Raw genomic sequence first — 22,697 nt, forward strand, 5'->3', positions numbered from 1 at the left:
TTTCGTCGACGTACCGCCTCCCGACGGTCGTTTCAGGGTAGCGCGGGCTCTCTATGCCGGGTCTGTGCATTCGCCCACGGCGTACAGGGCGCGCGGCCCCTGCGATCAGCTGTAGACGTGCGGGGCGAGCACCGCGACGTCGCGCAGGTTGCGATAGCGCTCGGCGTAGTCGAGGCCGTAGCCGACGACGAACTCGTTGGGGATCTCGAAACCGACGTAGCGGCAATCGACCTGCACCTTGGCGGCCTCGGGCTTGCGGAACAGCGCGAAGACCTCGACGGATGCGGCGCCGCGGGCCGCGAAGTTCTCCAGCAGCCAGCTGAGCGTGAGGCCCGAGTCGATGATGTCCTCGACGATGAGCACGTGCTTGTCGTGGATGTCGGTGTCGAGGTCCTTGCGGATCTGCACGACGCCGCTCGAGCGGGTGCCGGTGCCGTAGGAGGAGACGGCCATCCAGTCCATCGGCACGAGGGTCGGCAGGGCGCGGGAGAAGTCGGCCATGACCATGATCGCGCCCTTGAGGACCCCTACGAGCACGAGGTCCTTGCCCTCGTAGTCGGTGGCCACCTGGGCCGCGATCTCCTCGAGCTTGGCGAGGATCTGCTCCTCGGTGGCGAGAACGGTCGTGAGGTCGTCTGCGATGTCCGCTGCGCGCATGGGTCGATTCTAGGTGCCGACTCCGGCGGCGCCCTGTGCGTCGGCCGGGTCAGGTCGAGGCGCTGAACACGATCCGCCCGCCGACGCGGGCCGCGCGGCAGGCGGGGAGGTCGATGGGCCCCTGGCCGTGCCAGTCGGTGACCAGCCGCTCGACCTCCTGCGTCTGACGGTGCGTGAGCGAGACGTGGAACTCGCTGGCCACGACGTGGCGCAGGATGCGGGTGCGCAGCGCCGACGGGTTGGCGGCGAGGGCTGCGACCGAGACGGCGATCCCCGCCTCGGCGGGCTCGACGATGTCCTCGATGGTCTCGTCGATCATCTCGGCGAAGGCGGCCGCATCCTCTCGCAGCTGCTCGGCGGTCCGCGCGAGGGCATCTGCGATGCCGGGGCCCAGCTCGCGCTCGAGCACCGGCAGCACCCGCTGACGCACCCGTACCCGGGTGAAGGCGGGGTCGTCGTTGTGCGGATCGTGCCACGGTTGCAGTCCGGCCGCGGTGCAGGCGGCGAGGGTCGTGGCGCGCGAGACGCTCAGCAACGGACGGAGCCACGTGAGGCCGGCGTCATCCCGGCGCTCCGGGGCCATCCCGCCGAGGCTCGTCGCCCCCGAGCCGCGGGCGAGCCCGAGCAGCACGGTCTCGGCCTGGTCGTCGAGGGTGTGGGCCAGCAGCACGGCGGACGCGTCGAGTCGCGACGCGGCCTCCGCGAGCGCGGCGCGACGGGCGGTGCGAGCGGCGGCCTCCGGCCCCTCCCCCGCGGCCGACACGTCGACCCGCACGACCTCGGCGGCGAGCCCGAGCCCTCGGGCGAGGTCTGCGGCGCGGGCGGCGACCGCATCCGATCCGTCCTGGAGTCCGTGATCGACCGTCACTGCGATCGCGCGCACGTCGAGGGCGACGGCTTCGAAGGCGACGGCCGTCGTGAGGGCGAGGGAGTCGGCCCCGCCCGAGAGCCCGACGACGACGGTCTGTCCGCGCCGGGGTTCTAGCGCGGTGCGGACGGCGCGGCGCACCTCGGCGGTGGCGGGGTCGAGTCCGGGTCGCATGTCACCACGCTACTGGCGAGGGCGGCGAGCGCCCGCCGGCACGGCTCTGCCAGAGCGCGCTTCCGGATCGGTTCCGCGCCTCCTTTCCCGGGTTCTGGCTGAGTCCTGCCCGCGGAACCGCCGAAGCGGGCCGACTAGGCTGTGTGGCGAATCCGCTGAACTTCCGAAGGAGCACAGGAATGGGCGCATACGACGCCGTCATCGAGATCCCGCGCGGCAGCCGCGTGAAGTACGAGGTCGACCACGGCACGGGCCGGGTCTTCCTGGACCGCGTTCTGTTCACGCCCATGGGCTACCCCAGCAACTACGGCTTCTTCGAGAACACCCTCGGCGAGGACGGCGACCCGCTCGACGTGCTCGTGCTGCTCGACCGCGACATCTACCCCGGCGTGCTCGCGAAGGTGCGCCCCGTCGCCGTGCTGAAGATGAGCGACGAGGCCGGCGGTGACGACAAGGTCGTCGCCGTGCTGGCGAAGGACCCGCGCTGGGCCCACATCCAGGACGTCGACGACATCGACGAGTGGACCAAGGGCGAGATCGGCCACTTCTTCGAGCACTACAAGGACCTCGAGCCCAACAAGTGGGTCAAGGTCGACGAGTGGGCGAACGCGGCCGAGGCTGAGCGCCTCGTGTCGGAGGCCTTCGCGCGCTTCGAGGAGCACGAGGGTCAGACCAAGACGCAGGGTGAGGGCCAGGCCCCGAACTCCCTCTGAGATCCCTCAGACGAAGAGAGCGGATGCGGCACCGGCCGCATCCGCTCTCTTTCTGTCTGGGTCTCCGGCTCAGAAGCCGACGCCGCGCGCCGCCATGAACGGCCGGGGGTTGACGGTTCCGCTCGGGGTGTAGACCTCGAAGTGCAGGTGGCAGCCGAAGGAGTTGCCGGTGTTGCCGACGCCCGCGATGACGTCGCCGGCGTTGACCCACTGGCCGCGCGACACGTAGATGCCGCCATTCGAGATGTGGGCGTAGCCGGTGCCGTAGCCGCCGCCGTGGTCGATGCGGATGTAGTTTCCGTAGCCGCCGTTGCCGCCGGCGAAGGTCACCGTCCCGGAGGACGCCGCGTAGATGTTGCCCCAGCATCCGGCGCCGAAGTCGGTGCCGTAGTGGAAGCTGCTCGCGCAGTAGCTCGGACCGCACTGGGCGTAGCGCTGGCCGTACTCGGACGTGATGCTGCCGCCGGCGGGCCGCACCCAGCCTGAACCGCCGCCGCCACCGCCACCGCCGCCTCCACCGCCCGGGCTCGGCGCCGGGTTGTTCTTCGCCGCCTCTTCGGCCGCGATGCGACGCTGTTCGGCGAGGATCCATGCACGCTCGGCATCGCGGCGCTGCTGCTCGACGACACCGGCCTGGTAGTCGGCGACGGTCTTCGCGGTCGTGTCCTTGAGCGCGGCCAGCTGCGCCTGCAGCGTGCCGAGGTTCTGGTTCTGCGCGTCGAGGGCGGCCTGAGCGGCATCCGCTGCGGCCTGCGCCTCCTGCATGGCCTGCTCGGCGGCCTTCTGGAGCTTGTCGCGCTCGTCGCGGGCGGAGGTGGCCTGCGCGGTGAGCGACTGAGCGGCGTTTCTGGCCGAGACGGCGGCCGCGTACACGTCCTGGTTGCGCTCGAGGAGCTTGTCCATCGTGCCGAGGCGGGCGAGCAGGTCGTCGGCACCGGCCGCGGAGCCCGCGAAGAAGAGCTGGAGCGACGTGTCGTCGCCTCCGGCCTTGTAGAGCTGGCTGGCGACGCGTCCCGCCTTGTTCGCCGCCTCCGTCGCCGCGGCGGCTTGGGTGTCGGCCTGCGACTGCAGGCTGTCGGCGCGGGCGGCCGCGTCGAAGTAGGCCTGCTGCGCGGTGAAGTACTCCTGCGACTTCTGGTCGGCGATCGCCTGCTTGGCGGCGACGTCGGCCTGAAGCTGCGCGATGAGCGTCTCGATGCGCTGGATCTCGGCGTTCTTCGCCGCTTCGTTGTTCTTCGCGTTCTGAACGTCATCCCACGAGGGATAGCCCTCGATCGCGAACGCACGAGGCTGGAGCGGGCCGGCCAGCGCAGCGAGTCCGACGACTCCGAGTGCGCCGGCTCCCAGGGCCACACGGCGGGTCATTGTGGGCCAGAGGGCGCGCTTCTCTTGGGCGGTGGGGCCGCAACCGCAGTCCTCTTCCGCTCCGGACAGATCTTCGGCAGACACAACAGCCCCTCATTCACCGGCCCAACACCGACAACACTAACAACATCAGTCACATCCGCAACGGGTTCCTCGAGCGCAGGATGCGGGCGGTCCCGCGCCATCCTCTCCCCTCATCGACGGCCCGCCGGGCAGCGACGCGCGCGGGCGTTCAGACCCGATTTCGCATTTGCTGGAACCTCGCCTATGCTTGCTCTTCGGTAAGCGTGAGCCCGAAGGGTTCATCCGGCCCCATCGTTTAGCGGCCTAGGACGCCGCCCTTTCACGGCGGTAGCACGGGTTCGAATCCCGTTGGGGTCACACAACCGAATACAATTAAACAAGCATGGCCCTGTAGCGCAGTTGGTTAGCGTGCCGCCCTGTCACGGCGGAGGTCGCGGGTTCAAGTCCCGTCAGGGTCGCTCTGAGCGACGGGCCCTTCTCGAAGGGCCTTTCGTTTAGGACGCGGCATCGCGTCGCCTCGCGCGATACGGATGCTGCGGGGCTCTGTAGCTCAGTTGGTAGAGCGCACGACTGAAAATCGTGAGGTCACGGGATCGACGCCCGTCGGAGCCACAAGGACCGTCGTTACAACGGTCCCAGAAACCCTCGCCTAGCTTTTACATGGCGGGGGTTTTGCTTTGCCCGGATTTGCAGGGATGCAGCTACCGTTTGTACGGTCGGCGGCCCCACGTCGACACTTCACGAGCTCTGCTAAGCGCCAGTAATCGCGGCGGATTCACCTCCGTCATGTTGACCTCGGCGATTTCCAGCCCAAAAATTCGAGAGGGCCGCAGTTCCACGCTTCGCAGCGTCCCGCCTCGTGTCCGAGTAGAGCTGCGTTACAGCGAGCGACGCATGTCCGAGGATGGCCTGAACATCGGGCGGTGAGACACCTGCGAGGAACAGGACGACGGCAGCCGTGTGGCGAAGGTCGTGCCAGTGCAGAGGTTCCTCGCCCGGCGGGAACGACTTCACGGTGTCCCGCACATTCGCCCAGTCGAGCGCCCTGCTGAGGTTCTTGGAGTTGATGTAGCCCCCACGCGGCCCCGGGAACAACAAGTCATGCGGCCCTTTGCCTTGCGCCGCCTCGATGATGATCGACACGAGGGGCTCGGCGAGCGGGACCATCCGGACACGACGGCCTTTCGTCGGTCCTACGACAAGCTCGCCGTTCAGGCCGGGGGAGGCAGTCCGAGCGACGTGGATAGTGCGCGCCGCCAAATCCGCGTCCCCGACTCGGAGGCCGGCAATCTCCCCGAGACGGCAGCCTGTGTAGAGCATCGCGAGGACGAAGCGACGGTATGGCCCTGACGTCGGCAGGGCCTCGATGAGGCGGTCGACTTCCGCGACCGTCAGCGCACGCGAAGACGGGTCAGATTCGCGGGCACGAGGGATCTCAGCTCCCTGGCACGGGTTCGAACCGATGAAGCCACCTTTCACAGCGACTCGACATATCGCCGAGAGCAGGCTCAAGGCATCGATTCGGGTGGAGCGAGCGCCCGGCCAGACGGCGAACTCAGCTTCGACATCGAGTGGACTGATCGAGGCGATCTCTCGGTGCGCGAATGACGGACCGACGCGCGTGTTCCATGCCGACTTGTAGGCGCGGCCGGTCCCAGGGCTGACCTTCGACAAGATCAGCGGCCAGTAGCGCTCTTTGAGCTCGCCGACCGTGATCACCGTGTCATCACCTCTCCGGCTCGTGAAGGGCCCATCCCTCCGCGCACGGTGCCGAGGTACGACGCGTACGTGAAGCTCGGGAAGTCCACTCGTTGCGCAGAACGTCCCGGTCCCTGATAGAGCCCGACCCCCTGGGGGAACGTGTGCACGGCGTCCGCGAGCTGAGCGGGGCAGAACGGGTGCAGCATGCGCACCGCCTCCTGATTGTCTACGCGGAGCGTCACACGAACGGCGTAGTTGGATCGTTCGTTCCCGCCGAGGACGGCCGCATCGGCGCGTTGGGCGATGGTGACGATGCGAAATCCGACCTTCGCTGACTCTCGCACGAGGCGTGAGACGTTGCGCCGAATCGCCGGCGCGAATCGCTGCCCCGCGCGCCGACCGGATGCGGCATCGTCGTCTTCCGCCGCGGCGATCAGACCCGGATACTCCTCCAACACGACGAGGACCAATGGGACATCCGGGGTGAAGGTTTCGATCTTGTCCTGCTCGAGCTCGAGAAGGAGCCGGAGACGACGGTCGAGCTCCGCCACCACCGCGTCGAGTGCGGCAACGTGCGCGCCGATGTCCGCACCCGTGATCGACCGCCAGTCCGGCCGCAGGTGGTCGCGCAGCGGATTCAGCAGCACTCCGGACGGATCCGCACCGGCGACAACGACCGACGATGAGTCGAGCGCGGCGGCAAGCAGCCGCATGACGAACGCCGACTTGCCCGAACGAGTCTGACCCTGCACGAGGATGTGGCTGGCCTCGGACACGAGGTCGAGGGTCACGGCCTCTCCCCTCGCATCCGAAGCCAGCCCAATCGGGAGGTGCTCAAGCACCGGCGCCCCCGACGACGATCTGCACCACACGGGCGGTCTCCTCGGTCGCCTCGAACGGTTCGGCAGCGGCGACGCCGAGAGCGCCTCGCAGCCAGCTCATGCGCTTCGACAACGGCGCCGCCCCTACCGGATACCGGACCACGAGCAGCAAGGCACCATTGTTGAGGCGACGCGCGCGCTGGATGCTCTCCGGCGCAACCGGCTCGCCGTTCTCGACACGCTGGAGGACTGCCCACATGAGGCCGACCACCCGCGCGAGCTGACGTCCGCCACGCGGCGTAATCGGGGCGAGCCCGACGACCCCCGATCCGAGCAGCAGCAGACCAGCCACCGCCGGCAGAGCACGATCCGCTGCAAGGCCGCTACTGAGGAGCAGCACACCCACCGCAGCGACGATGCCGACGAAAGCGAGCCGAGCGCGCAGGCCGCTCACGCCTCGCGGCCCTTCACCTGCGCCAGCGGGACGAGTCGGTCGCAGACGATGGACAAGGCCACCCGACCGTTGGACTCGTAGGGCGTCACCCAAATATCGCCGGCCGGGCAGAGCGCGACACCCAAGGGCAGCACTGCGGGTTCGGTCACCGCGATCGACACGCCGCGGTCCACCCCACCTTCCGGCCGAGCAACCACAACACCGGACGCATACGTCGGCTTGCCGTTGGGCGCCAACTTCGGCACTTGGTTGTCTCCAGTTCGGATGCGCGGCTCGCCCCCCATTCCCTGGGCACGGATGTTTCTCGCGGCCCACTCGCTATCCACTTTCAACATAACCATCATCGACTCCTTTGATATTTGTGCACATGTTTCATAGAGGCCCTCAAGCGAGAAGCCGGCGCCGGCGAGCGTATCACACATGTTTCATTTCATATACGTGCTTATGAATGACCCTGTCGGACTCGCGTAGAATCTGCCGCATGACGCTGATCACCGCGAGCGAAGCGTGCGCGGTCCTCAATGTCTCACTGCGGGCCATCGACCAGTTGTGGCAAGCAGAGTTGCTGACCGAGCCCATCCCCATCGGCCGGCAGAAGCTCTACGTCGAAGCCGAAGTCATAGCACTCGCCAATCGCGCGGTGATTCCCCGTCCCTATCCGCGCGCCTACGTCGTGCGGGTGCTTGCCAAGGCGAACGCGGATGATCATTCGCGCGCCTACAAAGGCTTTACGGCCGGTCTCTACGATCCGAGCGACCCGAAGCGCGACGCCGAGCATCGCCGTCTTGCGCTGGCGGGCTGGTGGCCTTGCCGCGATCCCGAGGCGCAAGTAGGTCATCCGCTCATTGCAACGCTAGCCGGCTTCGTTGTCGGGGCCTACCGCATCAGCGGGCCTGGACAGCGCAGCAATGGGCGTGTGATGTTCGACGTCGAACCGCTCGACCGCGACACCGCGAGCCTGCTCGAGAACCGTCGTCTTACACTGACGGGCGGACCCATCTCGCTCGAGATCGGCCCGGGCACGACCAACCCTTAGGACGCCTTTCCCGAGATCCTCTTTACAAGATCAAGGCCCACTAAGGACACGCTTGCAGCGAGCGGCACCGTCGCGTAACATGTGTCAAGCAGACCCCCTCCGCACACGTGGATCAAGGGGGTCTAGCTGTTTCTTGGCTAGACTTCACGCGGTGCGCGTGCCCGATCGCGCTCCGCCAGGAAATCTCCGTACCAATTCCAGGCGTACTCAGCCTTCTCGTACCGGTCAACAGCGGTGTAGGCGCACCACGCGACTAGATCTGCCATCTGGACGAGCTGGGACGAGGCGGATTCGAGCAGAAGCGCGTCTTCCAACACACCGCGATCCGACAACCTAAGCGTGCGATGGGCGCGCCTATAGATCGGATCCGCGCCGTTCCCATCCATGAATATCATCGCCAGGGACTCAGAGCCAGACATCTGCTCCTCGAGATCCATGATGAAGCGTTCGTACACTGCGTACTTGAGATCAGCAGTCCCAGCCGTCGGGTCCCGGCGGTATACGGCTCCAACGCGGAGACCCTCAGCACAGCGCAGGGTGTCCAAGCAGGCCAGAGCCACATCCCGCCCCAGGTCACGCCAGTAGATCTGTCCACCGTGGTCATATCTAGTCGGAATCTTCTTAGATATGCGGTCGCGGCCGTTGATGTAGTCCGTCGAATGAAGCTCTTGGGTAACTGGGATTCCCATCTCGCGCCACAGCTTCTTCCGCAAGTCGAGCCACGCCCGTAACACGGCGTGCCAGTGGTCCGGATGAAACTCGATCCACCCGTACACGATGAGCCCGTCTTGAGTACGTCCCGAATCATCCACATAGATGAGTCGGTCAAGGTTTCGCGCCACGTTCGAACTCTATCGGCCACAGTCAGGGGGCTGCCGCCCTGCGCGCTACGCGCTTCGGTTGCCCTCGGTCGGCGTTCCGCCGTGGCCTGATCCCGTGACCCGCGCGGCGCCGGGGGCAGGCGCGCCCACGCCGTGCGGCGTCGGGTTGCGCCTGACCCCGCCCCCTCACGAACGCACGTACTCAGACCACGTCGGTACGGCGCGGGATCGCACCGCGACGAGTGAGACTGCCGAGTACTGAGGGCACTCGCGGCGGAAGAACTCGACCGCTTCGGGGGCGCTGTCACTCAGCCCCGCGACCACACCCAGCAGCCTCGCGGGTGTCCGAAGGCGTCGCCTTCGTGAATGTCCCAATCGGGTCGCATGGCTGCGGCCTCGTCGTGGGATGCTCCCAGGAAGTCCATCGTGTCTCCGTTCGTTCAGGGCGCGGACGGTCCGCGCGCCATGACCTCGCGGCGCGCTCGCACCGCGACCTTCTCGACCGCCGCGGGCGCAGCCGGCACCGGCAGCGGCTCGTCCGGTGTCTGCTGTCGGGATTCCCACCAGGCGCGACGGCCTGCCCGCTGCGCGGTCCGGGTCAGCCCCGTAAACGACCAGCCCGGACGTGTCTTTGTGCGACGTGACGCGCTAACCACCTGCGCGCGTGACCCGTAGCGGCGGTGCACGAGGCTCGCGCAGTCCTGCGGAGCGCAATCAGGCGCGCAGCGCATCCGACGAGCGGCATCGCCCAGGGCGACCTGGTGTCGCCACACCGCGACCGGCACCTCATCCGCCCCGGTCGCGACATCCTTGAGGACGTAGTTCAGCGCTTTGGAGAGGTACCAGATCGTCTTGGCGCCGTCACCGTCCGCCCGGAACGCATCGCACTGCGCCTGCGGCCCCCACTCGATGACCGTCCCGTCGATCTTCGACACCGCAGTCGCGGCCCTCGCACGGTCCCGCAACGTCGCCGCAGTCGGCGCCTCAGCACTGGCGATACGGATGATCGCGTGGACGTGCAGCACGCCCCGGTCCTGCCACTCCCGCACGATGAAGAACTCGACCGACTCCCACCGGTCGCGTAGCGCCCGCCGCGTGCGGTCCCACAGCACACCCGAGTCACGGTTCCACGCGACCTGACCCGCATAGTCGTACGAAGCAGGATCGAGCGGCACACCACGCAACCCAGCATCCCGCGCAGTATGCACCGCACCACACCCACACCGCACAGGCGGCTTGCCGCCGTCGCGCGGCACCCGATGCACCCGCCCGAACGTCGGCGCCGTCAGCGTCAGCAGATAGAACCGGAAGTTCTCGACCGGACCATCGAACACACCCGAGCGCGCGATCGCCGCCCAGTCATTCCGATACAGCTCCGCGCACGACGCGCAGCGGCTCTTGATCCGCGAGCCGCACCGCATCCAGATGCCCGAGGCTGTCTTGATCGGCGCCGAGCAGCCGCGTTCCAGCACGCTCGCGCGCGCCGCGTTGTCTTCGGGGGTGCGTTCCGCCATGACGGCGCCGCACCGGCAGTTCGCCTGAAAATCGTGAGGTCACGGGATCGACGCCCGTCGGAGCCACAAGGACCGTCGTTACAACGGTCCCAGAAACCCTCGCCTAGCTTCTACATGGCGGGGGTTTTGCTTTTGCCTGGTGACAGGCGGATTCCGAACCACTCCCCTTGCCTATGGCCGGCCAGCGTAGAGCGAGCGCCACGCAACGAGACACGCAACACGCACGAGCGACAGCCGCTGGGTTGGGCCGGTCTGGGGCCGGTCGCGTCGCATTCTCTGTAGGTGGCGCTAGCTACTGTTCTGTCATGTCGTTTCCTGCATCTGTCCTGCGTGTGATGATCGCATCGCCATCCGATGTCCCCGAGGCGCGCGACGCGGTCGAAAGAGCAATCCACAGCTGGAACGACGCGAACGCCCGCACGAAGCAGGTGATTCTCCTTCCGTGGCGGTGGGAGACATCGTCGGTTCCGCTGCTCGGAGGCCACCCCCAGAAGCTCATCAACGGCCAAGGCGTGGACGACTCGGACATTGTCTTCGCGCTCTTTGGTGGCCGCCTCGGGTCACCGACGCCCGATGCAGTCTCAGGAACTGCGGAGGAGATCGATCGAGCGGTTGAAATGGGCAAGCCGGTCCACCTCTACTTCTCTACCGCTCCCCTCCCCAGCGACATCGACACAGCGCAGCTCGACGCTCTCCGCACGTTCAGGCAGGCGATGCAGGAACGAGGCCTACTGGGTGAGTTCAGCAACGTGGATCAGCTGAATCATGAGGTTTGGAAGGCTATCGAGCACGATCTCACTCAACTGCGCCTGGAGAACTCTCCACAACAGCGAGTCCGGACAGGTGTCGATCTCCTCGTTCAGCCGGGCAGCGAGCGCGAGTTGAACAGTTACGATTCGAAAGGCAAGCCGCGGTATCGGACCCGGCGCTGGCTGGAAATCGAGAACAGAGGCGATGTCGACGCCGAGCAAGTCGTTATTCGACCAGTAGGCGAAGACTCCGGCGTCATGCTGATGGCGGGAGGTAAGCCCACGGTCATTCACCGCGGCCAGTCTCGTCGATTTGCGATGGAACTGTTCGGCGGGGAAAGCGATCCAGTGGTAACCGTCAGCTGGGTCGAACACGGGGAGACGAGAGAAAAGGACTTCCACGTTGGCTGAGGTGCGGCGATAGCCGAGGCCCTCATCGCGTAGTGCTCCTCAACCCGCGGTGAGCTCAGGGTGAACATCAGGGCAGTCGGCGAGGCAACAGCCACACAGGGGATGCGCGGCAGACCCAGCATCCGCGTCGCTCTCGCACGCGCACTTCTCGCACGAACAGCGGGTGCCGCGCACGGGCAGATTCAACTCCGTGCGCCGGGCGTCACTGACCTCGGACGCGAAAACGAGGTGATACTCGACTCCACCAAGCACCACTACGCGGTCCTGCTCAAGATTTTTCATAACCGGGCAGGATAGCGTCACGCCCACCGAAGAACATTGGTAGATCCGCGCGGGTACACCCTGGCGCCATGAGATCAGCAACCCTGCTCGCCGTCTTCGTCTGACAACCGGGAGATGAGTTCGTAGTCGTCCTCGTCAATCAAGCCGACAATGAGGGCGTACTCGACGGCGTCGAAGCTGTTCGGCCGCGTCTCCCAGTCATCCGCGAGGCCGGTCGTCCTGTACTGCGGCTCGTATGTCCATGAGCGAAGCGTGCTCACCAGTTCTTCGCGCGAGATGCCGCCCCTCGCTGCGGCGCGGACTACATCCATTGCGGTCGCGAACTGCGACTCTGACCCGCTCACATCACCACCTCCAAATTGCATCGGGGACCTCGGCTCCAACGATGAGCGAGAGCTTCCGCTTGGTCTTGTCGAGCGTGTTCCCCAGGGTCGCGCGGTCGTCGGACCGGATAACGAGCTCGGGATACCCGTCGAGAGTCACCCATCCGCTAAGCAACGTCAGGTCGAGATCCCACTCGGTGCTCGACAGCTCGCGGTAGCGTTCCCGAGAACGCTCGATGTCTGCCTCGGCGTCCGGTCGGTCCCACCCGTTCACTCGGCACAGGGTCGCGATGACGGACTCCCACCGGTCATTGAGCTCTGCGAGCCCCGAGTGCTGCGTTTCGTGGCAGGCGCCGCACAGCGCGATCACTCCCGCGAGCCGTTGCACGGCCAGAGACGCCGCTACTTCGAAAGCCCAGATCTCGTGACAGTCCGGGTTCCGCGTGCCCTCGCCGTAGAACGACGGCTGATCACACACCTCGCACACTCGACCGGCGCGCTCTGCAGTCATACGACTTAGCGCTACCCACCTGGACGTCGGCAGGATCGCTCGCAGGTTGGAGCCCCATACGCTGCCTGGCAGCCGGTCAGCGCCAAGCGTCATGGTGCCGTCTTCGTTCCGGATGATCATAAGTCGCCGCCTCTCTCAGCTCGACCGAGGCCTGAGCCGAACAGCGAGTCGATTGCGGCGGCCGCCCGCTTGGCGACGTCGGACCGAGCGCGGCTATATCGCTCGGTCATCTGCATGCTCGAGTGCCCGAGCACGGCCTGGACGTCGTTGGCCGAGGCGCCGGCATCGAACAGCATCGTGGCGAGCGTGTGGCGCAGGTCGTGGAGCCGGAGGTCGTCGCGGTGCAGCTTCGCACGGAGGGTCTTCCAGTCGATCGCGCGGCGCACGTTCGAAGCGTTGATCCGCCCGCCGCGAGGACCCGTGAACACGAGGTCGCCGCGATGCTTGCCAGCCATGGCCTCGGTCAGCGGCGCAACGAGCGGCGTAGGGATCGGCACGTCGCGCTCCTTGTGGCTCTTCGGCGTCAGCTCGACCCCGCGCCCATCCGCGCCGATGCTGAATGCGCGGCTCACGTGGATCGTCCGATGCGCAAGATCGACGTCTTCCATGCGCAATGCCGTCGCCTCGTTGGCGCGCATACCGGTGTAGACAAGAGCGGCGATGTAGCGCCTGTAGTGCGCGTCATCGATCGCTGCCAGCAACGTCGGCACCTCCGCAGCAGTGAGCGCGCGAGATCGCAAGCTGGTTGCCGACTCTGACTTCGGACGTCTGGCGAGACGCGCCTGGTTCAGCGGCACCAGGTGCGCACGCACGGCGCCATCGAGCAGACGACTCAGCACCGAGAGGGCATCGATCCGCGTGGAGGTACTCCCCTCCCACCCGGCGATCGCCTCCTCGATGACTCCCGCAGTGAGCTTCTCGAGCTTCATGTGTCCGAGCCACGGCTTCACGCGCAGCCGCCACCCACGCTCATATGCCCGCGCCGTGGACGCACGCACGCTGCCCTCGATAACCGACCAGTGCCGCGAGTGCCACTGAGTCAGCGTCATGTCGCCGTCGGGGTAGCGGCGAGTGAGGGTCTCAGCGCGGAGCTTCTTCGCCTCTGCGAGCGTCTCAACGTAGGTCGATCTCTCGCGCTGCTCGCCGTTCAACCCGATCGCCCAGACGCGCACCTGGTACTTGCCGCGATCCTTCCGGAAACGGATACCCTCGGGCAGCGGGCGCCGCGTCTTCGGATCGATCCGCTCGGCTCGTTCAGCGGACACCGCGAGTACCGCCTGCCTCGAGGAACGCTGCGACGGTCGACGCCCGCCACAGCATGTGCTTACCCATGTGCGCGTCGGGGAACGGAAACCGGTTCTGACGCCGCAGCGAGTCGAACGTCGACAGCGGCACGCGGCAGAGCGAGGCCGCCTCGCGGCGCGTCAGGTAATCGTTCTGCTCGGCGTGATTGGCGACGTATGTCTCGGGTTCGTCAACGAGCGTGTGAGTGGTCATGTCGTGCTCCTTTCGGTGGGTGGGGTGTTGCGATCTCGTGCGCGATCGCGGCGCCACTGGCGGGCGGCATCCGCGGCTTCTCTCGCGAGTGCTTTGTCGCCGTCGGTGAGCCAGCCCATGCCCGCATACGCCCATGAGCCAATAACGAGTACCTCGTCGGGGCTGGTCGCCTCGGTCGGCTTCGTCTTTGCGAGCAGGTGCTTGAGGCGCCAGGTCCGTCGTGCGCCACGGAGCGATCCGAGCGTCACGGAGTAACGCCGCGACTTCGTCGAGAAGTGACCTCGGAAGCCGAGCATCCCGTCCCAGCGATGCAGCTGCTCGTACGGTCCGTCGGGATCGACGACAGCCGCCAGCTCGCGAACGGTCGACTTGATGCGCTTGATGTGATCACGGCCGGCGCCCGTTGGTTCAAGGTCTTCGGTCGCTTTGGTGGCGTACTTCGCGATGTAGGCGGCCACAGCGCGGTCGGACAGTGCACCGTCAAGACCCTCGCGACGCACGATCGGCCGCACGTCGAACTGCTTGCCCCAGGTGAGCGTGCGAGTCCTGGCGTCGCCAGGAAGTGGAGCCGCAGCGACGCTCGTCTTCCTCACAGCGGACTGGATCGCGGTCACCAAGTGATCGGTCGTCACTGCGGCCGACGGCGCCGGGAAAGGGAGCTCGGAATGGATGCCGTCGAGCCGGATGATGGCGTGGAAGTGGACGACTCCCCGACGCTGGAACTCGGCGACCTTCGCGAACTGCAGCCGTACGACGCGGGCCGCTGCGCGCTGCGTCATGCCGAGCGATCGAGCCAGCTCGCGGCGCAGCCGGATCGTGAACCGACGCCACAACTCGGGCGCGTGGTACTGCCAGACGACGTGACCGACGTAGTCGTAGCACTCGGCGCACACCGCATCGCCCCGCTGCGGATCGTCGTCGTCATGGTGGCAGCGGCATCCTCTCGGCTTGCCGTGTTCGCAGACGCCGGTGCGACGGTCGACGGCGGTCGTGTGAACGGCTCCGAACGACGGGGCTGTGAGCGTGAGGAAGACCATCGGGTGCTCGGCGACCTCCTCTGGCACCTCCTTCATCCCACCCGCAGCGCCGGCCATGATCATGTGCCAGGTGTCGCCCTTGTACTCGTGACTGCAGGACTCGCAGCGTGTGGCCCGTCGATTGCCGCACCGAGTGAAGGTGACGCCGTCAGGTTCGCTCGTCGACGAGTACTCCGAGAGGATCTCGCCGGATGCCTCGTGGAGCGTCGTCGAGGATCCGACGAGACGCACCGGGTTGAGGCAGTAGCCCGTCGAGGCGACGTTGTGCATCCAACGGTCGTACTCCTCGCTGCGGAGCCGCCGCGCGACGGACTCATCGAGACGCATCGGTCACCACCATCACGGGCACCGCGCAGCCGATCGGGTAGGTCAGGCCCATGAACGGGTCGTCGTACCAGGCGATGCGGCAGATCTCATCGCTCTCGCCGGTCTCGCGGCGCAGCTCCTGCCACTTGATGATCGCTGCATCCGAGCAGGAGTTGTTCGCGATGGTCGGCCCGTAGTCGTCGAGCAGACTGTCATCGACGGCGGGCGCGTCGTATCGTGCGACCTCGAGGATGGCGGCGCGGTCCCACTTCTCCCCCAGGTTGCAGGGCGCAAGAACGTCAGCGGGGCGTGTCCCGGTCGTCTGGCGGCTTGGGGTGGGTGACGGGCTCCCAGTCGGCGCCGCACAGCCCGACAGGACGAGCGCCGCGACGAGGCCACCGATGGCGGCCGATGCGAGACCACGGATGCTGTTCATGATGCGGTTTCCTTTCGTGAGGTGCGTCGCGGGGTTCGCGGCGCACGGGGTGAGCGCGGCTGACGCTCTTCGGAGGCGGGTGGTTCGGGGATGACGACAGGCACCTGCCGCGGTGCGGCATACCGTGACGAGACGTCGCGGATCATGTCGTCGGTGATCAGTCCGGCGCGGACACGCTCGGGAGGGCGGCCATCTTCGGGCAGGACATAGGCGACGCCGGGAGTGGTCGGCGAGATCTCGTGACAGCGTGCACCTGCCGCCACGGCTCCGTCGCCGAGGACCATCGCGGTCTCCATGCGGTCGCGCAGTCGGAGCCCGACCGTCTGAGTGAAGAGGCCGCGCGCCGGCAACGTCTCCTTGCGCGGATCCTGGAGACAGGCGAACACGATGAAGCCGACAGCGCGGCCCTGTGAGGCGAGAGTCGCGAGCGCCGAGTTTGCCCGGCGGAGCAGATCTCGATCGGTCTCGTAGGCGGTGAGCGCCGCGAGCTCGTCGATCAGCACGACGATCGTCGGGATGTCGAGGGTCGCGACATGCTGTCGGGTCTTGCCCGCGAGATCCTTCGCTCGCTGCTGCATCGCGGCGACGGCATCCTCGAGCAGAATCACCGAGCGCTCAGCGTCGGCGGCAAATCTCGTCAGCAGCGAGCGCCCGAGAGCGAGTTCCATGCCGCCCTTGCGGTCAATGCCCCAGACCTCGACGAGGCCGCTGTGGATGGGTTCGGCGAGTCCCAGGAGCAGACCCCAAACCAGCGACGCCTTACCACTGCCAGACGCGCCGGCCACAAGGGTGTGCGGGCCGAGGCGAAGCGACCACAGTGCGCCCGTTGTGTCTCGACCCATCGGGACCGTCCTGCCATCCCATGTCGCCGGCAGGTCGAGAGAGAACGCGAACTCGAGCGCATCCACGAACCCCAGCCGCAGCACCATGGCGCCGATGTGCTCGCCGTGGACCGTCGCGCGGCGCGCACCGAAGGCCTGCGCGAGAAGATCCGCCTGAGCCTGCAGGTGCTCACGGCCGAGTCCTTGCGGAAGGGCGACGCCGACCGCACAAGTCCAGCCCTCCCACACGGGGGTGCTGATTGCGGGAACCACCATGCCGCGCGTGCCATAGCTGGGGACGCCGAGGCCAACGCGCATCGAGACGCCGGGCCAACTCGCGAGGATGTTGCGCGAGACATCGCGCCTCCACTTGTCCTCGGGACGGCGCGGCATCCGGAGCGCCGTCACCGTCAGCCAAAGTCCGAGCAGGAGGACAAGCGCCAGGCATCCGACGTTGAACGCAACCTGCACGGCCGGCACCGGCGGCAGCCATGAGATGACTACGACGATCGCCGCGACCCACCACCAGCGACGCAGGAGGATGCCGAACTCGTCGCCCCAGCTATGCAGTTCGCGCGGCACGGTGATCCGCATTACTCGGCACCCCGCGGCTTCGGTGCCGGCTTCATCTCGCGGGCGCGGAGCGAGTAGGCGACACGCGGACGCCCCTGCCCCTCCTTGACGTACGGCGTCACGGTGAGCCCCTCGAAGACAGCGGGGCGGAACGGCAGACCGTTCAGCTCAGGCGGCAGCTGCGGCTCGGAGATGCTCGCGATCTTGACGGTGACCTCGCCCTGACCCTTCTTGGCGTCGGGGTCGGCGTCGATCACACGGACCTGCCAGAGCGGGTGGCCGGAGTTCTTGTCGAGGTCCTGCCCCTGCCGCTCGCCGTCGTCCGACCACTTGACGATCGGCTCGACCTCACCAACGACGAACGCACCGCGTGGGAAGAACGCGTCGAAGCTGACCGGGATTGCTGACTGGATTGCCATTACTCGTTCCTCTCAACTGGTGAACTTTTTGCTCACAGGAACAGCATCACACTTCCCGCTCATGCAGTCAACCTTTTTCTCACTTTGTGCTTCTGGTGTCTCTACGCGCAGAAAAACGGCACACGAGTAAGCTCGGAGCCGTGGAGGGGTCACCATGAGCGAACTACCGGCGCTGCCGACGTGGGGCGTTGTTCCCGACCCGGTTCGCAACGTCCTCCAGCGACTCAAGGAGCGAGCCGCCGCCGGGGTCGAGGCAATGGACACTCAGAAGATCAGCGGCGAGACCCCGCAGAACCACGACGAAGCGTTCCTGCAGATGTCGTGGGCAGCCGAAGCCGCCGATCGCGCCACACGGGACTATCGCAGCGTCTTCAACGCCTACACGCACAAGTTCCACCAGCCGAAGCCGCCGATCGGCGAACTCGCTGCAATGCAGGGAGCGATCACACAGTCATTCGCGAAGCGGTACACGCCGAAGACCGTCGAGGCGATCGAGGCATTGCTCTCTGAGGAACCCAACCTCGACGCGATCCGTTCGGGCATCCGCGCCCTCGGCTTCGAGGATCTCCGCGGTATCTCCGACGCGCTCGACCGAGCGATGGCGGCCGCCGAGTCTGAGCGTGGCTTTCACCCATGGCTGCCGGCGGCCGACAAGGCTCGTGCCGCGAGCCGCGCCCTACAAGACCTCGGCGACGACGAGCTGTGAGAACTTTCTTTACTCGTTCAAGGCCGGCCTGACGGCCGGCATCGGAGCTGCTGTTGGCCCGTCTGCGGTGCGTCCGGTCCTCGCTCCGCTGCGGTCCGGGCGCTCCTCACGGTCCAGCACCAGCTCCGCGAGGGCACTTCGACGCGTCATTCCTGGATCGTTGCGTTCAGCGATGCGTCGTGTCGTGTCGTGTCGTGGGCGGCACTTCAATGGCCATCAACTGCGCTTCAGTAGTCTGATCGTGTGCCCGATCTGACAGCAACCCACGTACTGACGACGGATGCCGTGCGCTGGGGAATCGAGACGCTCGGGCTTCGCAAGCTGCACCCCACTTTCGTGGTCTACCTCTACCTCCGCGCAAAGGCGCGATCAGGCACGCTCTCCGATGCATCGGCCACGTCTGATGAGCTGCTGTCTCTCATCCGGATGCCCGGCAACCCCCGCAAGCCCTACTACTTCCCCCTAATCAGCCGTGGCCAGCGGGCCGATGGGCTGCTTCACACCTTCTGGCGAGCGCCGAACATCGCGGGTAGTTGGTCACCGGGTTCGATCCATCGTCAACAGAGCGGTGCCTGGCTCGGGACCGAAGACGGGGAGTACGCGATGCCGAACGATCACACCGAGCTGGCGTTCAATCAGATGCTGTTCGGGGAACCAGTCTCGGCGCTCGCCCTCGGCGCATACTTCCTGCGTAACGACGGCTTCGTTCTCACTGGGACGCCGACTCCCGAGGATCTTGTAGCCGGGTTCCGCGTCAAGTTCGACTTTCCGAGCGAGGCGGAGGATGACTTCCAGCGGCTGTTCACCAGCCAAGGCCCGGACGATGACTTCGCCTGGTTTGAGAAGTACCCTCAGTCGACGGTCGAGTTGAACGCGGAGGAGGAGACGGATGTTTGATTCCCTCGTTCCCAACGTTCGACTGCTTGAAGCTGACGACCTAGGAATCGGAGTCCATGCAAAAGCTGAAGCTGGACACGCATCGTCGGCGCCCGATGCGCCGGTGGTGACCGACGAGCATCCGCGCGTCCGCGAAATCGTGCGACTCGCAGGCATCTATGGGGGCGTTATTCTGACCGGCCCGCCCGGCACCTCCAAGTCCTTCTTTGCGGCCGCGGCCGCGGCGATGCTCGCCGGGGACAAGAGTCGATACAGCTTCGTCCAATTCCATGCGAGCTATCAGTATGAAGACTTCATGGTGGGCTACAGCCCGACAAAGTCGGGCTTCGAGGAGAAGACTGGCCCGTTCCTCAAGCTTGTAGACGCCGCCACACGAGACCCGGAACACACCTACGTGCTGGTGATCGATGAGCTATCTCGGGCCGACGTCGGCAGAGTTTTCGGCGAAGCGCTTACGTACGTTGAGCGAAGCAAGCGGGAGCTCCCCTTCCTCATCGCGAACGGGCGCGAGATCAAAGTGCCGTCCAATTTGGTCATCCTCGCGACGATGAATCCGTTCGATCGTGGCGTCGACGAAGTTGATGCGGCGTTTGAAAGACGGTTCGCAAAGGTCTCAATGGAACCGGATCGTCTTCAGTTGCTTTCGATCCTTGGCGACAGCGGGCTCGAGGACGCGGTGCAACATCGCGTCGCCGGTTGGTTCGGCAAGGTGAACGGGCTCTCGAAGACAAATCCAGCGGCAGCCGTCGGGCACGCTTACTTCGCCGGGATCACGGACGAGTCTTCGCTGGCCGACCTGTGGGACTATCAACTCCAATACGTCGTGGATCGGGCGTTCCGTCGTGACCGCAACACTGGAACCGAAGTCGAGGCGGCATGGAAGCGGATATTCGACGACGCAACTGATGACGGCGATGGTGCGAGCGCACTCGCAGGCAACTGATGCCCACTGACCGCGATGTCCTCGTCGTCGAGTGCGAAGAGTATGAGCATGTCGACGTCGACAGCTCACTCTGGGTCAGCGATCGACACACAATCGTCCTGAACTCCGAGATCGATGGTCGAGACGTACTGCGCGCCAGCTTCCGGGGCGGAAAGCTGCAGTTGCAGGCGACATCGTACGTGGGCGTTATCCCGCTCAACCAACATGTCGTGCTGCGCGTTCGCCCTCGCGTTCCCCTCGCCAACCTGACACGCATGGTCATCGAAACGGGGCACAGCGTTCTGCCCCTCCGTGCGTTTCGTGAGTACGCCGGCCGCGGAAATGCTGACGACTGGACGATGGACATCTACGCGGACACTCTTCTAGATCATGTTGACACCATCCTCGACTCAGGAATGATGCGCGTCTACCGCCGACTCGAAGGCGAAGGACACTACCCGCACGGGCGGATTGAGGTAGCGCGCACGGTTCAACGTTTCGCTGCTCGTGGCATCCCGAATAAGGCCGCATTCTCCTGGCACGAACGCTCCGTCGACGTTCCGGCAAATCGCTGCCTCAAGACCGCAATGGAACTCGTGCTGGCACATCTCCTGAAGGAACGCGACCAGCCGCGAAAGGGCGATCGAGCGAAGGTCAAGCGCCTAGCCGGACAGCTCGCCGCGTTCGACGAGGTGGGCGAGGACGTCGACCTTCGATTCCTAGAAGATCCCGAGGTACGAGGTGATGTGCCGCTCCCGGACCCGCGCGCATATTATCGACCGGCGCTGGATCTTGCGCTGCTCGTGGTACGCGGGCGGGGGATCGCACTCGAGATTGGAGGCGACGACGTGCGGATGGGATCACTGCTCATCGACACGAACAAGCTCTTTGAGAACTTCGTGCGTGTGAGTCTCGCTCGGCGTTTCTCCTCTCAAGGCTGGGCCGTCGAAGTGCTCGATGGCAATAAGGAGGGCAAGGTCGAGCTCTACGATGCCCCCGACCCAGGGCCGAATCTGTTCGGCAAGCCGCTCGACGCGCTCGCACGCATTGATGCAGGCGCCGCACAGCCGGATATCGTACTGCGCGATGCAGCCGGCAACTTCCCACTCATCGCTGAAGTCAAGAACACTGTCCACGGTAAGGACGCGCAAGCGAAGGACGTCCTACCTGAGCGAGGCGAGGTGGAGCAAGCAGTTACGTACGCTCTACGCTACGACCTGACTTTTACCTTGCTAATCCACCCGTGGATCAAAGGCTCCAAAGGTCTCGTTTACGTCGGCCGCGTCCGCACGGTTGATGTTTACGACTATCGGCTTGACCTATCTCAAGATGCCGGCATCGACACGGCGCTAGAAAACCTTGCGAGTGTAGTGGCGCGACTCGCCGGGATAACGAACTCTACAACTTGACGTCGTGCTCATTCATGAGCGGCACGAGGTCAACGCCGATGGCGTCGTATCCCATACTGACCGCCGTCTTGAGCGTCGTGCCGGTGCCCATGAACGGGTCGAGGACAACACCACGAGCAGGTGAATTGTGACCGCAGTCGGTCCACCCAGTCGTCACCTTCTTGGCGAATGTGAACTCGCGGAAATACCCACCGAGCGCTTGCTTGGCCTCGGCGGCGAGTCGCTGAACTTCGGACGAGTTCCGACCGGTGCCGTTCTGAACCCTGAGCGCCTTGCCCGCGTCGGACACTCCTGTTGCCTGAATGGCCCGGATGTGTTCCGGCGTGAGCCCATGTAATTTGGCGAGTTCCATCGCCCGCCTTGCCTGCGGGCGAGTTGGATCGAGCTGGTCAGTGCGCTCTGTCACGCGACGACGGGGTTGGCCACACTGGGAGCAGTACTGCGGCGGCGCGCCAAGCGTAATAGCGCGACGCACGATCTCTTGGGGGTAGGGAGCGAGATGCGAGCCCATGTTTCGTTCTGGGTTTATTGTCCAGACGTCCCCGGGGTTAGCCCCGTTGCCGTACTCCTCCGAATACCCCTGAAGGTCGTAGTAGTACGAGTCGCGCGTGGTGAGGTGAATGATGTACTCGTGTCGATTGACGAGTCGGTTCTTCACCGGGTCAGGCATTCCAGCCGTCTTCGCCCAGATGATGCGGTTACGAATACGCCACCCCTGCTTGATGGCGTTGTACTCGATGCCGGCCGGCACACCGACGAGAGATCTGCGGTAATAAGTATCCCCAACATTGAGGAATATGGAACCGGAGGGACGCAGCACTCGCTTCCACTCGGCGAGACATTCCATGATTGCCGCGATATAGCCGTCAGGCGTGGCTTCCAGGCCGATCTGATCGTCGTGACCGTAGTCGCGCTTCTGCCAGTACGGCGGCGAGGTCACGATCAGGTCCACAGAGTGGTCTGCGAGGTTTGTCTCTCTCGCGTCTCCTCTGACCACCTGCATCGTAGCGGGAGCGAGCTTCGCCTCCCAGCTGTCGAGCGAGGTGATTGAGGCCGTGCCGAGGTTCGGGCGGCGCCCTTCGCCCTCCTCAGCGGGCTGGGGGTTTGTGGATGTGGCGCCCATAGTCCTCAATCTTGCCGTGTGCGTAGTCAGTCCAACCTTAAGGAAGGTCGCCGACGTTCGCCTACAGCCTCGCCGAGCCAGTTGATGCTGCCCCCTGTCGCGTCCGTTAGGCAGCGCGAAAGACCGG

At 65.7% G+C, this 22,697-nt stretch carries 25 protein-coding genes and 3 tRNA genes; 10 read left to right on the forward strand and 18 right to left on the reverse strand.

Annotated elements, in window-relative coordinates; translation table 11 throughout:
* Positions 1-105: 105 nt before the first annotated feature.
* Together hpt and tilS are read right to left on the reverse strand one after the other, a co-directional pair.
* Positions 106-657 (reverse strand): hypoxanthine phosphoribosyltransferase, encoded by a 552-nt coding sequence (gene hpt / locus EHF32_RS11180; RefSeq protein WP_137418252.1) that lies wholly within the window; start codon positions 655-657, stop codon positions 106-108.
* 49 nt (positions 658-706) lie between these two features.
* Entirely contained in the window at positions 707-1,699 is a 993-nt protein-coding gene (tilS, locus tag EHF32_RS11185) for a tRNA lysidine(34) synthetase TilS (RefSeq protein WP_137418253.1), read from the reverse strand.
* Positions 1,700-1,878: 179 nt separating this feature from the next.
* Between tilS and EHF32_RS11190 the strand changes: the two genes are divergently transcribed.
* Positions 1,879-2,412: an inorganic diphosphatase gene (locus EHF32_RS11190; RefSeq protein WP_137418254.1), complete on the forward strand. Its 534-nt coding sequence runs from the start codon at positions 1,879-1,881 to the stop codon at positions 2,410-2,412.
* 69 nt (positions 2,413-2,481) lie between these two features.
* On the opposite strand, the gene EHF32_RS11195 is transcribed toward EHF32_RS11190, so the two are convergent.
* Positions 2,482-3,861: a peptidoglycan DD-metalloendopeptidase family protein gene (locus EHF32_RS11195; protein WP_238343689.1), complete on the reverse strand. Its 1,380-nt coding sequence runs from the start codon at positions 3,859-3,861 to the stop codon at positions 2,482-2,484.
* A gap of 224 nt (positions 3,862-4,085) precedes the next feature.
* Here EHF32_RS11195 and EHF32_RS11200 point away from each other — a divergent pair.
* The 3 genes from EHF32_RS11200 (at position 4,086) to EHF32_RS11210 (ending at position 4,413) form a co-directional block, all read left to right on the forward strand.
* Positions 4,086-4,158: transfer RNA gene (locus tag EHF32_RS11200), tRNA-Glu, on the forward strand.
* 27 nt (positions 4,159-4,185) lie between these two features.
* Positions 4,186-4,259 (forward strand) — tRNA-Asp (locus EHF32_RS11205).
* Between the two features lie 81 nt (positions 4,260-4,340).
* Positions 4,341-4,413: transfer RNA gene (locus EHF32_RS11210), tRNA-Phe, on the forward strand.
* A 138-nt stretch (positions 4,414-4,551) separates the two neighbouring features.
* Here the strand turns inward: EHF32_RS11210 and EHF32_RS11215 are convergent.
* Genes EHF32_RS11215 through EHF32_RS11230 form a run of 4 tightly spaced genes read right to left on the reverse strand, consistent with a single transcriptional unit; the run spans position 4,552 to position 7,199 of the window.
* Positions 4,552-5,520 (reverse strand): tyrosine-type recombinase/integrase, encoded by a 969-nt coding sequence (locus EHF32_RS11215; protein ID WP_161594099.1) that lies wholly within the window; start codon positions 5,518-5,520, stop codon positions 4,552-4,554.
* Positions 5,517-6,293: an FtsK/SpoIIIE domain-containing protein gene (locus EHF32_RS11220; RefSeq protein ID WP_238343690.1), complete on the reverse strand. Its 777-nt coding sequence runs from the start codon at positions 6,291-6,293 to the stop codon at positions 5,517-5,519. The genes EHF32_RS11215 and EHF32_RS11220 overlap by 4 nt, the downstream gene beginning before the upstream one ends.
* 43 nt (positions 6,294-6,336) lie before the next feature.
* Positions 6,337-6,777: a hypothetical protein gene (locus EHF32_RS11225; protein ID WP_137418258.1), complete on the reverse strand. Its 441-nt coding sequence runs from the start codon at positions 6,775-6,777 to the stop codon at positions 6,337-6,339.
* Positions 6,774-7,199 carry a hypothetical protein gene (locus EHF32_RS11230; protein ID WP_137418259.1) on the reverse strand — a complete coding sequence of 142 codons (426 nt, stop codon included), beginning with the start codon at positions 7,197-7,199 and terminating at the stop codon, positions 6,774-6,776. Before EHF32_RS11230 ends, EHF32_RS11225 begins: the two co-directional genes overlap by 4 nt.
* A gap of 59 nt (positions 7,200-7,258) precedes the next feature.
* Here EHF32_RS11230 and EHF32_RS11235 point away from each other — a divergent pair, with 59 nt between their 5' ends.
* Positions 7,259-7,813, forward strand: a complete 555-nt coding sequence (locus EHF32_RS11235) for a hypothetical protein (RefSeq protein ID WP_137418260.1) — start codon at positions 7,259-7,261, stop codon at positions 7,811-7,813.
* 137 nt (positions 7,814-7,950) lie between these two features.
* On the opposite strand, the gene EHF32_RS11240 is transcribed toward EHF32_RS11235, so the two are convergent.
* Positions 7,951-8,655 carry a DUF3800 domain-containing protein gene (locus EHF32_RS11240; protein ID WP_137418261.1) on the reverse strand — a complete coding sequence of 235 codons (705 nt, stop codon included), beginning with the start codon at positions 8,653-8,655 and terminating at the stop codon, positions 7,951-7,953.
* Between the two features lie 419 nt (positions 8,656-9,074).
* Entirely contained in the window at positions 9,075-10,148 is a 1,074-nt protein-coding gene (locus tag EHF32_RS11245) for a replication initiator (protein WP_137418262.1), read from the reverse strand.
* 305 nt (positions 10,149-10,453) lie between these two features.
* Between EHF32_RS11245 and EHF32_RS11250 the strand changes: the two genes are divergently transcribed.
* Positions 10,454-11,308, forward strand: coding sequence for a DUF4062 domain-containing protein (locus EHF32_RS11250; protein ID WP_137418263.1), 855 nt, complete (start codon positions 10,454-10,456; stop codon positions 11,306-11,308).
* A 356-nt stretch (positions 11,309-11,664) separates the two neighbouring features.
* On the opposite strand, the gene EHF32_RS11255 is transcribed toward EHF32_RS11250, so the two are convergent.
* From EHF32_RS11255 to EHF32_RS11290, 8 genes are all read right to left on the reverse strand, one after another.
* The gene (locus tag EHF32_RS11255) at positions 11,665-11,850 is read right to left on the reverse strand and encodes a hypothetical protein (protein WP_137418264.1); all 186 of its coding nucleotides are present in this window, start codon (positions 11,848-11,850) and stop codon (positions 11,665-11,667) included.
* A gap of 85 nt (positions 11,851-11,935) precedes the next feature.
* Entirely contained in the window at positions 11,936-12,544 is a 609-nt protein-coding gene (locus EHF32_RS11260; RefSeq protein WP_137418265.1) for a hypothetical protein, read from the reverse strand.
* On the reverse strand, positions 12,541-13,689 hold the full coding sequence (locus tag EHF32_RS11265) for a tyrosine-type recombinase/integrase (protein WP_137418266.1): 1,149 nt from the start codon (positions 13,687-13,689) through the stop codon (positions 12,541-12,543). The genes EHF32_RS11260 and EHF32_RS11265 overlap by 4 nt, the downstream gene beginning before the upstream one ends.
* The gene (locus tag EHF32_RS11270; protein WP_137418267.1) at positions 13,679-13,921 is read right to left on the reverse strand and encodes a helix-turn-helix transcriptional regulator; all 243 of its coding nucleotides are present in this window, start codon (positions 13,919-13,921) and stop codon (positions 13,679-13,681) included. Before EHF32_RS11270 ends, EHF32_RS11265 begins: the two co-directional genes overlap by 11 nt.
* Entirely contained in the window at positions 13,918-15,285 is a 1,368-nt protein-coding gene (locus tag EHF32_RS11275; protein ID WP_137418268.1) for a replication initiator, read from the reverse strand. Before EHF32_RS11275 ends, EHF32_RS11270 begins: the two co-directional genes overlap by 4 nt.
* Positions 15,272-15,700 carry a hypothetical protein gene (locus tag EHF32_RS11280; RefSeq protein WP_137418269.1) on the reverse strand — a complete coding sequence of 143 codons (429 nt, stop codon included), beginning with the start codon at positions 15,698-15,700 and terminating at the stop codon, positions 15,272-15,274. Before EHF32_RS11280 ends, EHF32_RS11275 begins: the two co-directional genes overlap by 14 nt.
* A complete protein-coding gene (locus EHF32_RS11285; RefSeq protein WP_161594101.1) occupies positions 15,697-17,103 on the reverse strand; it encodes an FtsK/SpoIIIE domain-containing protein in 1,407 nt (468 codons plus the stop codon). The genes EHF32_RS11280 and EHF32_RS11285 overlap by 4 nt, the downstream gene beginning before the upstream one ends.
* 11 nt (positions 17,104-17,114) lie before the next feature.
* Entirely contained in the window at positions 17,115-17,513 is a 399-nt protein-coding gene (locus EHF32_RS11290; RefSeq protein WP_058623021.1) for a hypothetical protein, read from the reverse strand.
* 154 nt (positions 17,514-17,667) lie between these two features.
* Between EHF32_RS11290 and EHF32_RS11295 the strand changes: the two genes are divergently transcribed.
* From EHF32_RS11295 to EHF32_RS11310, 4 genes are all read left to right on the forward strand, one after another.
* A complete protein-coding gene (locus EHF32_RS11295; protein ID WP_137418271.1) occupies positions 17,668-18,219 on the forward strand; it encodes a hypothetical protein in 552 nt (183 codons plus the stop codon).
* A gap of 243 nt (positions 18,220-18,462) precedes the next feature.
* On the forward strand, positions 18,463-19,116 hold the full coding sequence (locus EHF32_RS11300) for a hypothetical protein (RefSeq protein WP_137418272.1): 654 nt from the start codon (positions 18,463-18,465) through the stop codon (positions 19,114-19,116).
* Positions 19,109-20,059: an McrB family protein gene (locus EHF32_RS11305; protein WP_137418273.1), complete on the forward strand. Its 951-nt coding sequence runs from the start codon at positions 19,109-19,111 to the stop codon at positions 20,057-20,059. The genes EHF32_RS11300 and EHF32_RS11305 overlap by 8 nt, the downstream gene beginning before the upstream one ends.
* The gene (locus tag EHF32_RS11310; RefSeq protein WP_137418274.1) at positions 20,059-21,447 is read left to right on the forward strand and encodes a 5-methylcytosine restriction system specificity protein McrC; all 1,389 of its coding nucleotides are present in this window, start codon (positions 20,059-20,061) and stop codon (positions 21,445-21,447) included. Before EHF32_RS11305 ends, EHF32_RS11310 begins: the two co-directional genes overlap by 1 nt.
* Here the strand turns inward: EHF32_RS11310 and EHF32_RS11315 are convergent.
* Complete coding sequence (locus tag EHF32_RS11315) at positions 21,437-22,570, reverse strand: DNA-methyltransferase (RefSeq protein WP_137418275.1); 1,134 nt, start codon at positions 22,568-22,570, stop codon at positions 21,437-21,439. The two genes, EHF32_RS11310 and EHF32_RS11315, sit on opposite strands and share 11 nt — an antisense overlap.
* Positions 22,571-22,697: the final 127 nt, after the last annotated feature.

It is taken from the genome of Microbacterium sp. RG1 (assembly GCF_005347485.1).
Classification (GTDB): domain Bacteria; phylum Actinomycetota; class Actinomycetes; order Actinomycetales; family Microbacteriaceae; genus Microbacterium; species Microbacterium binotii_A.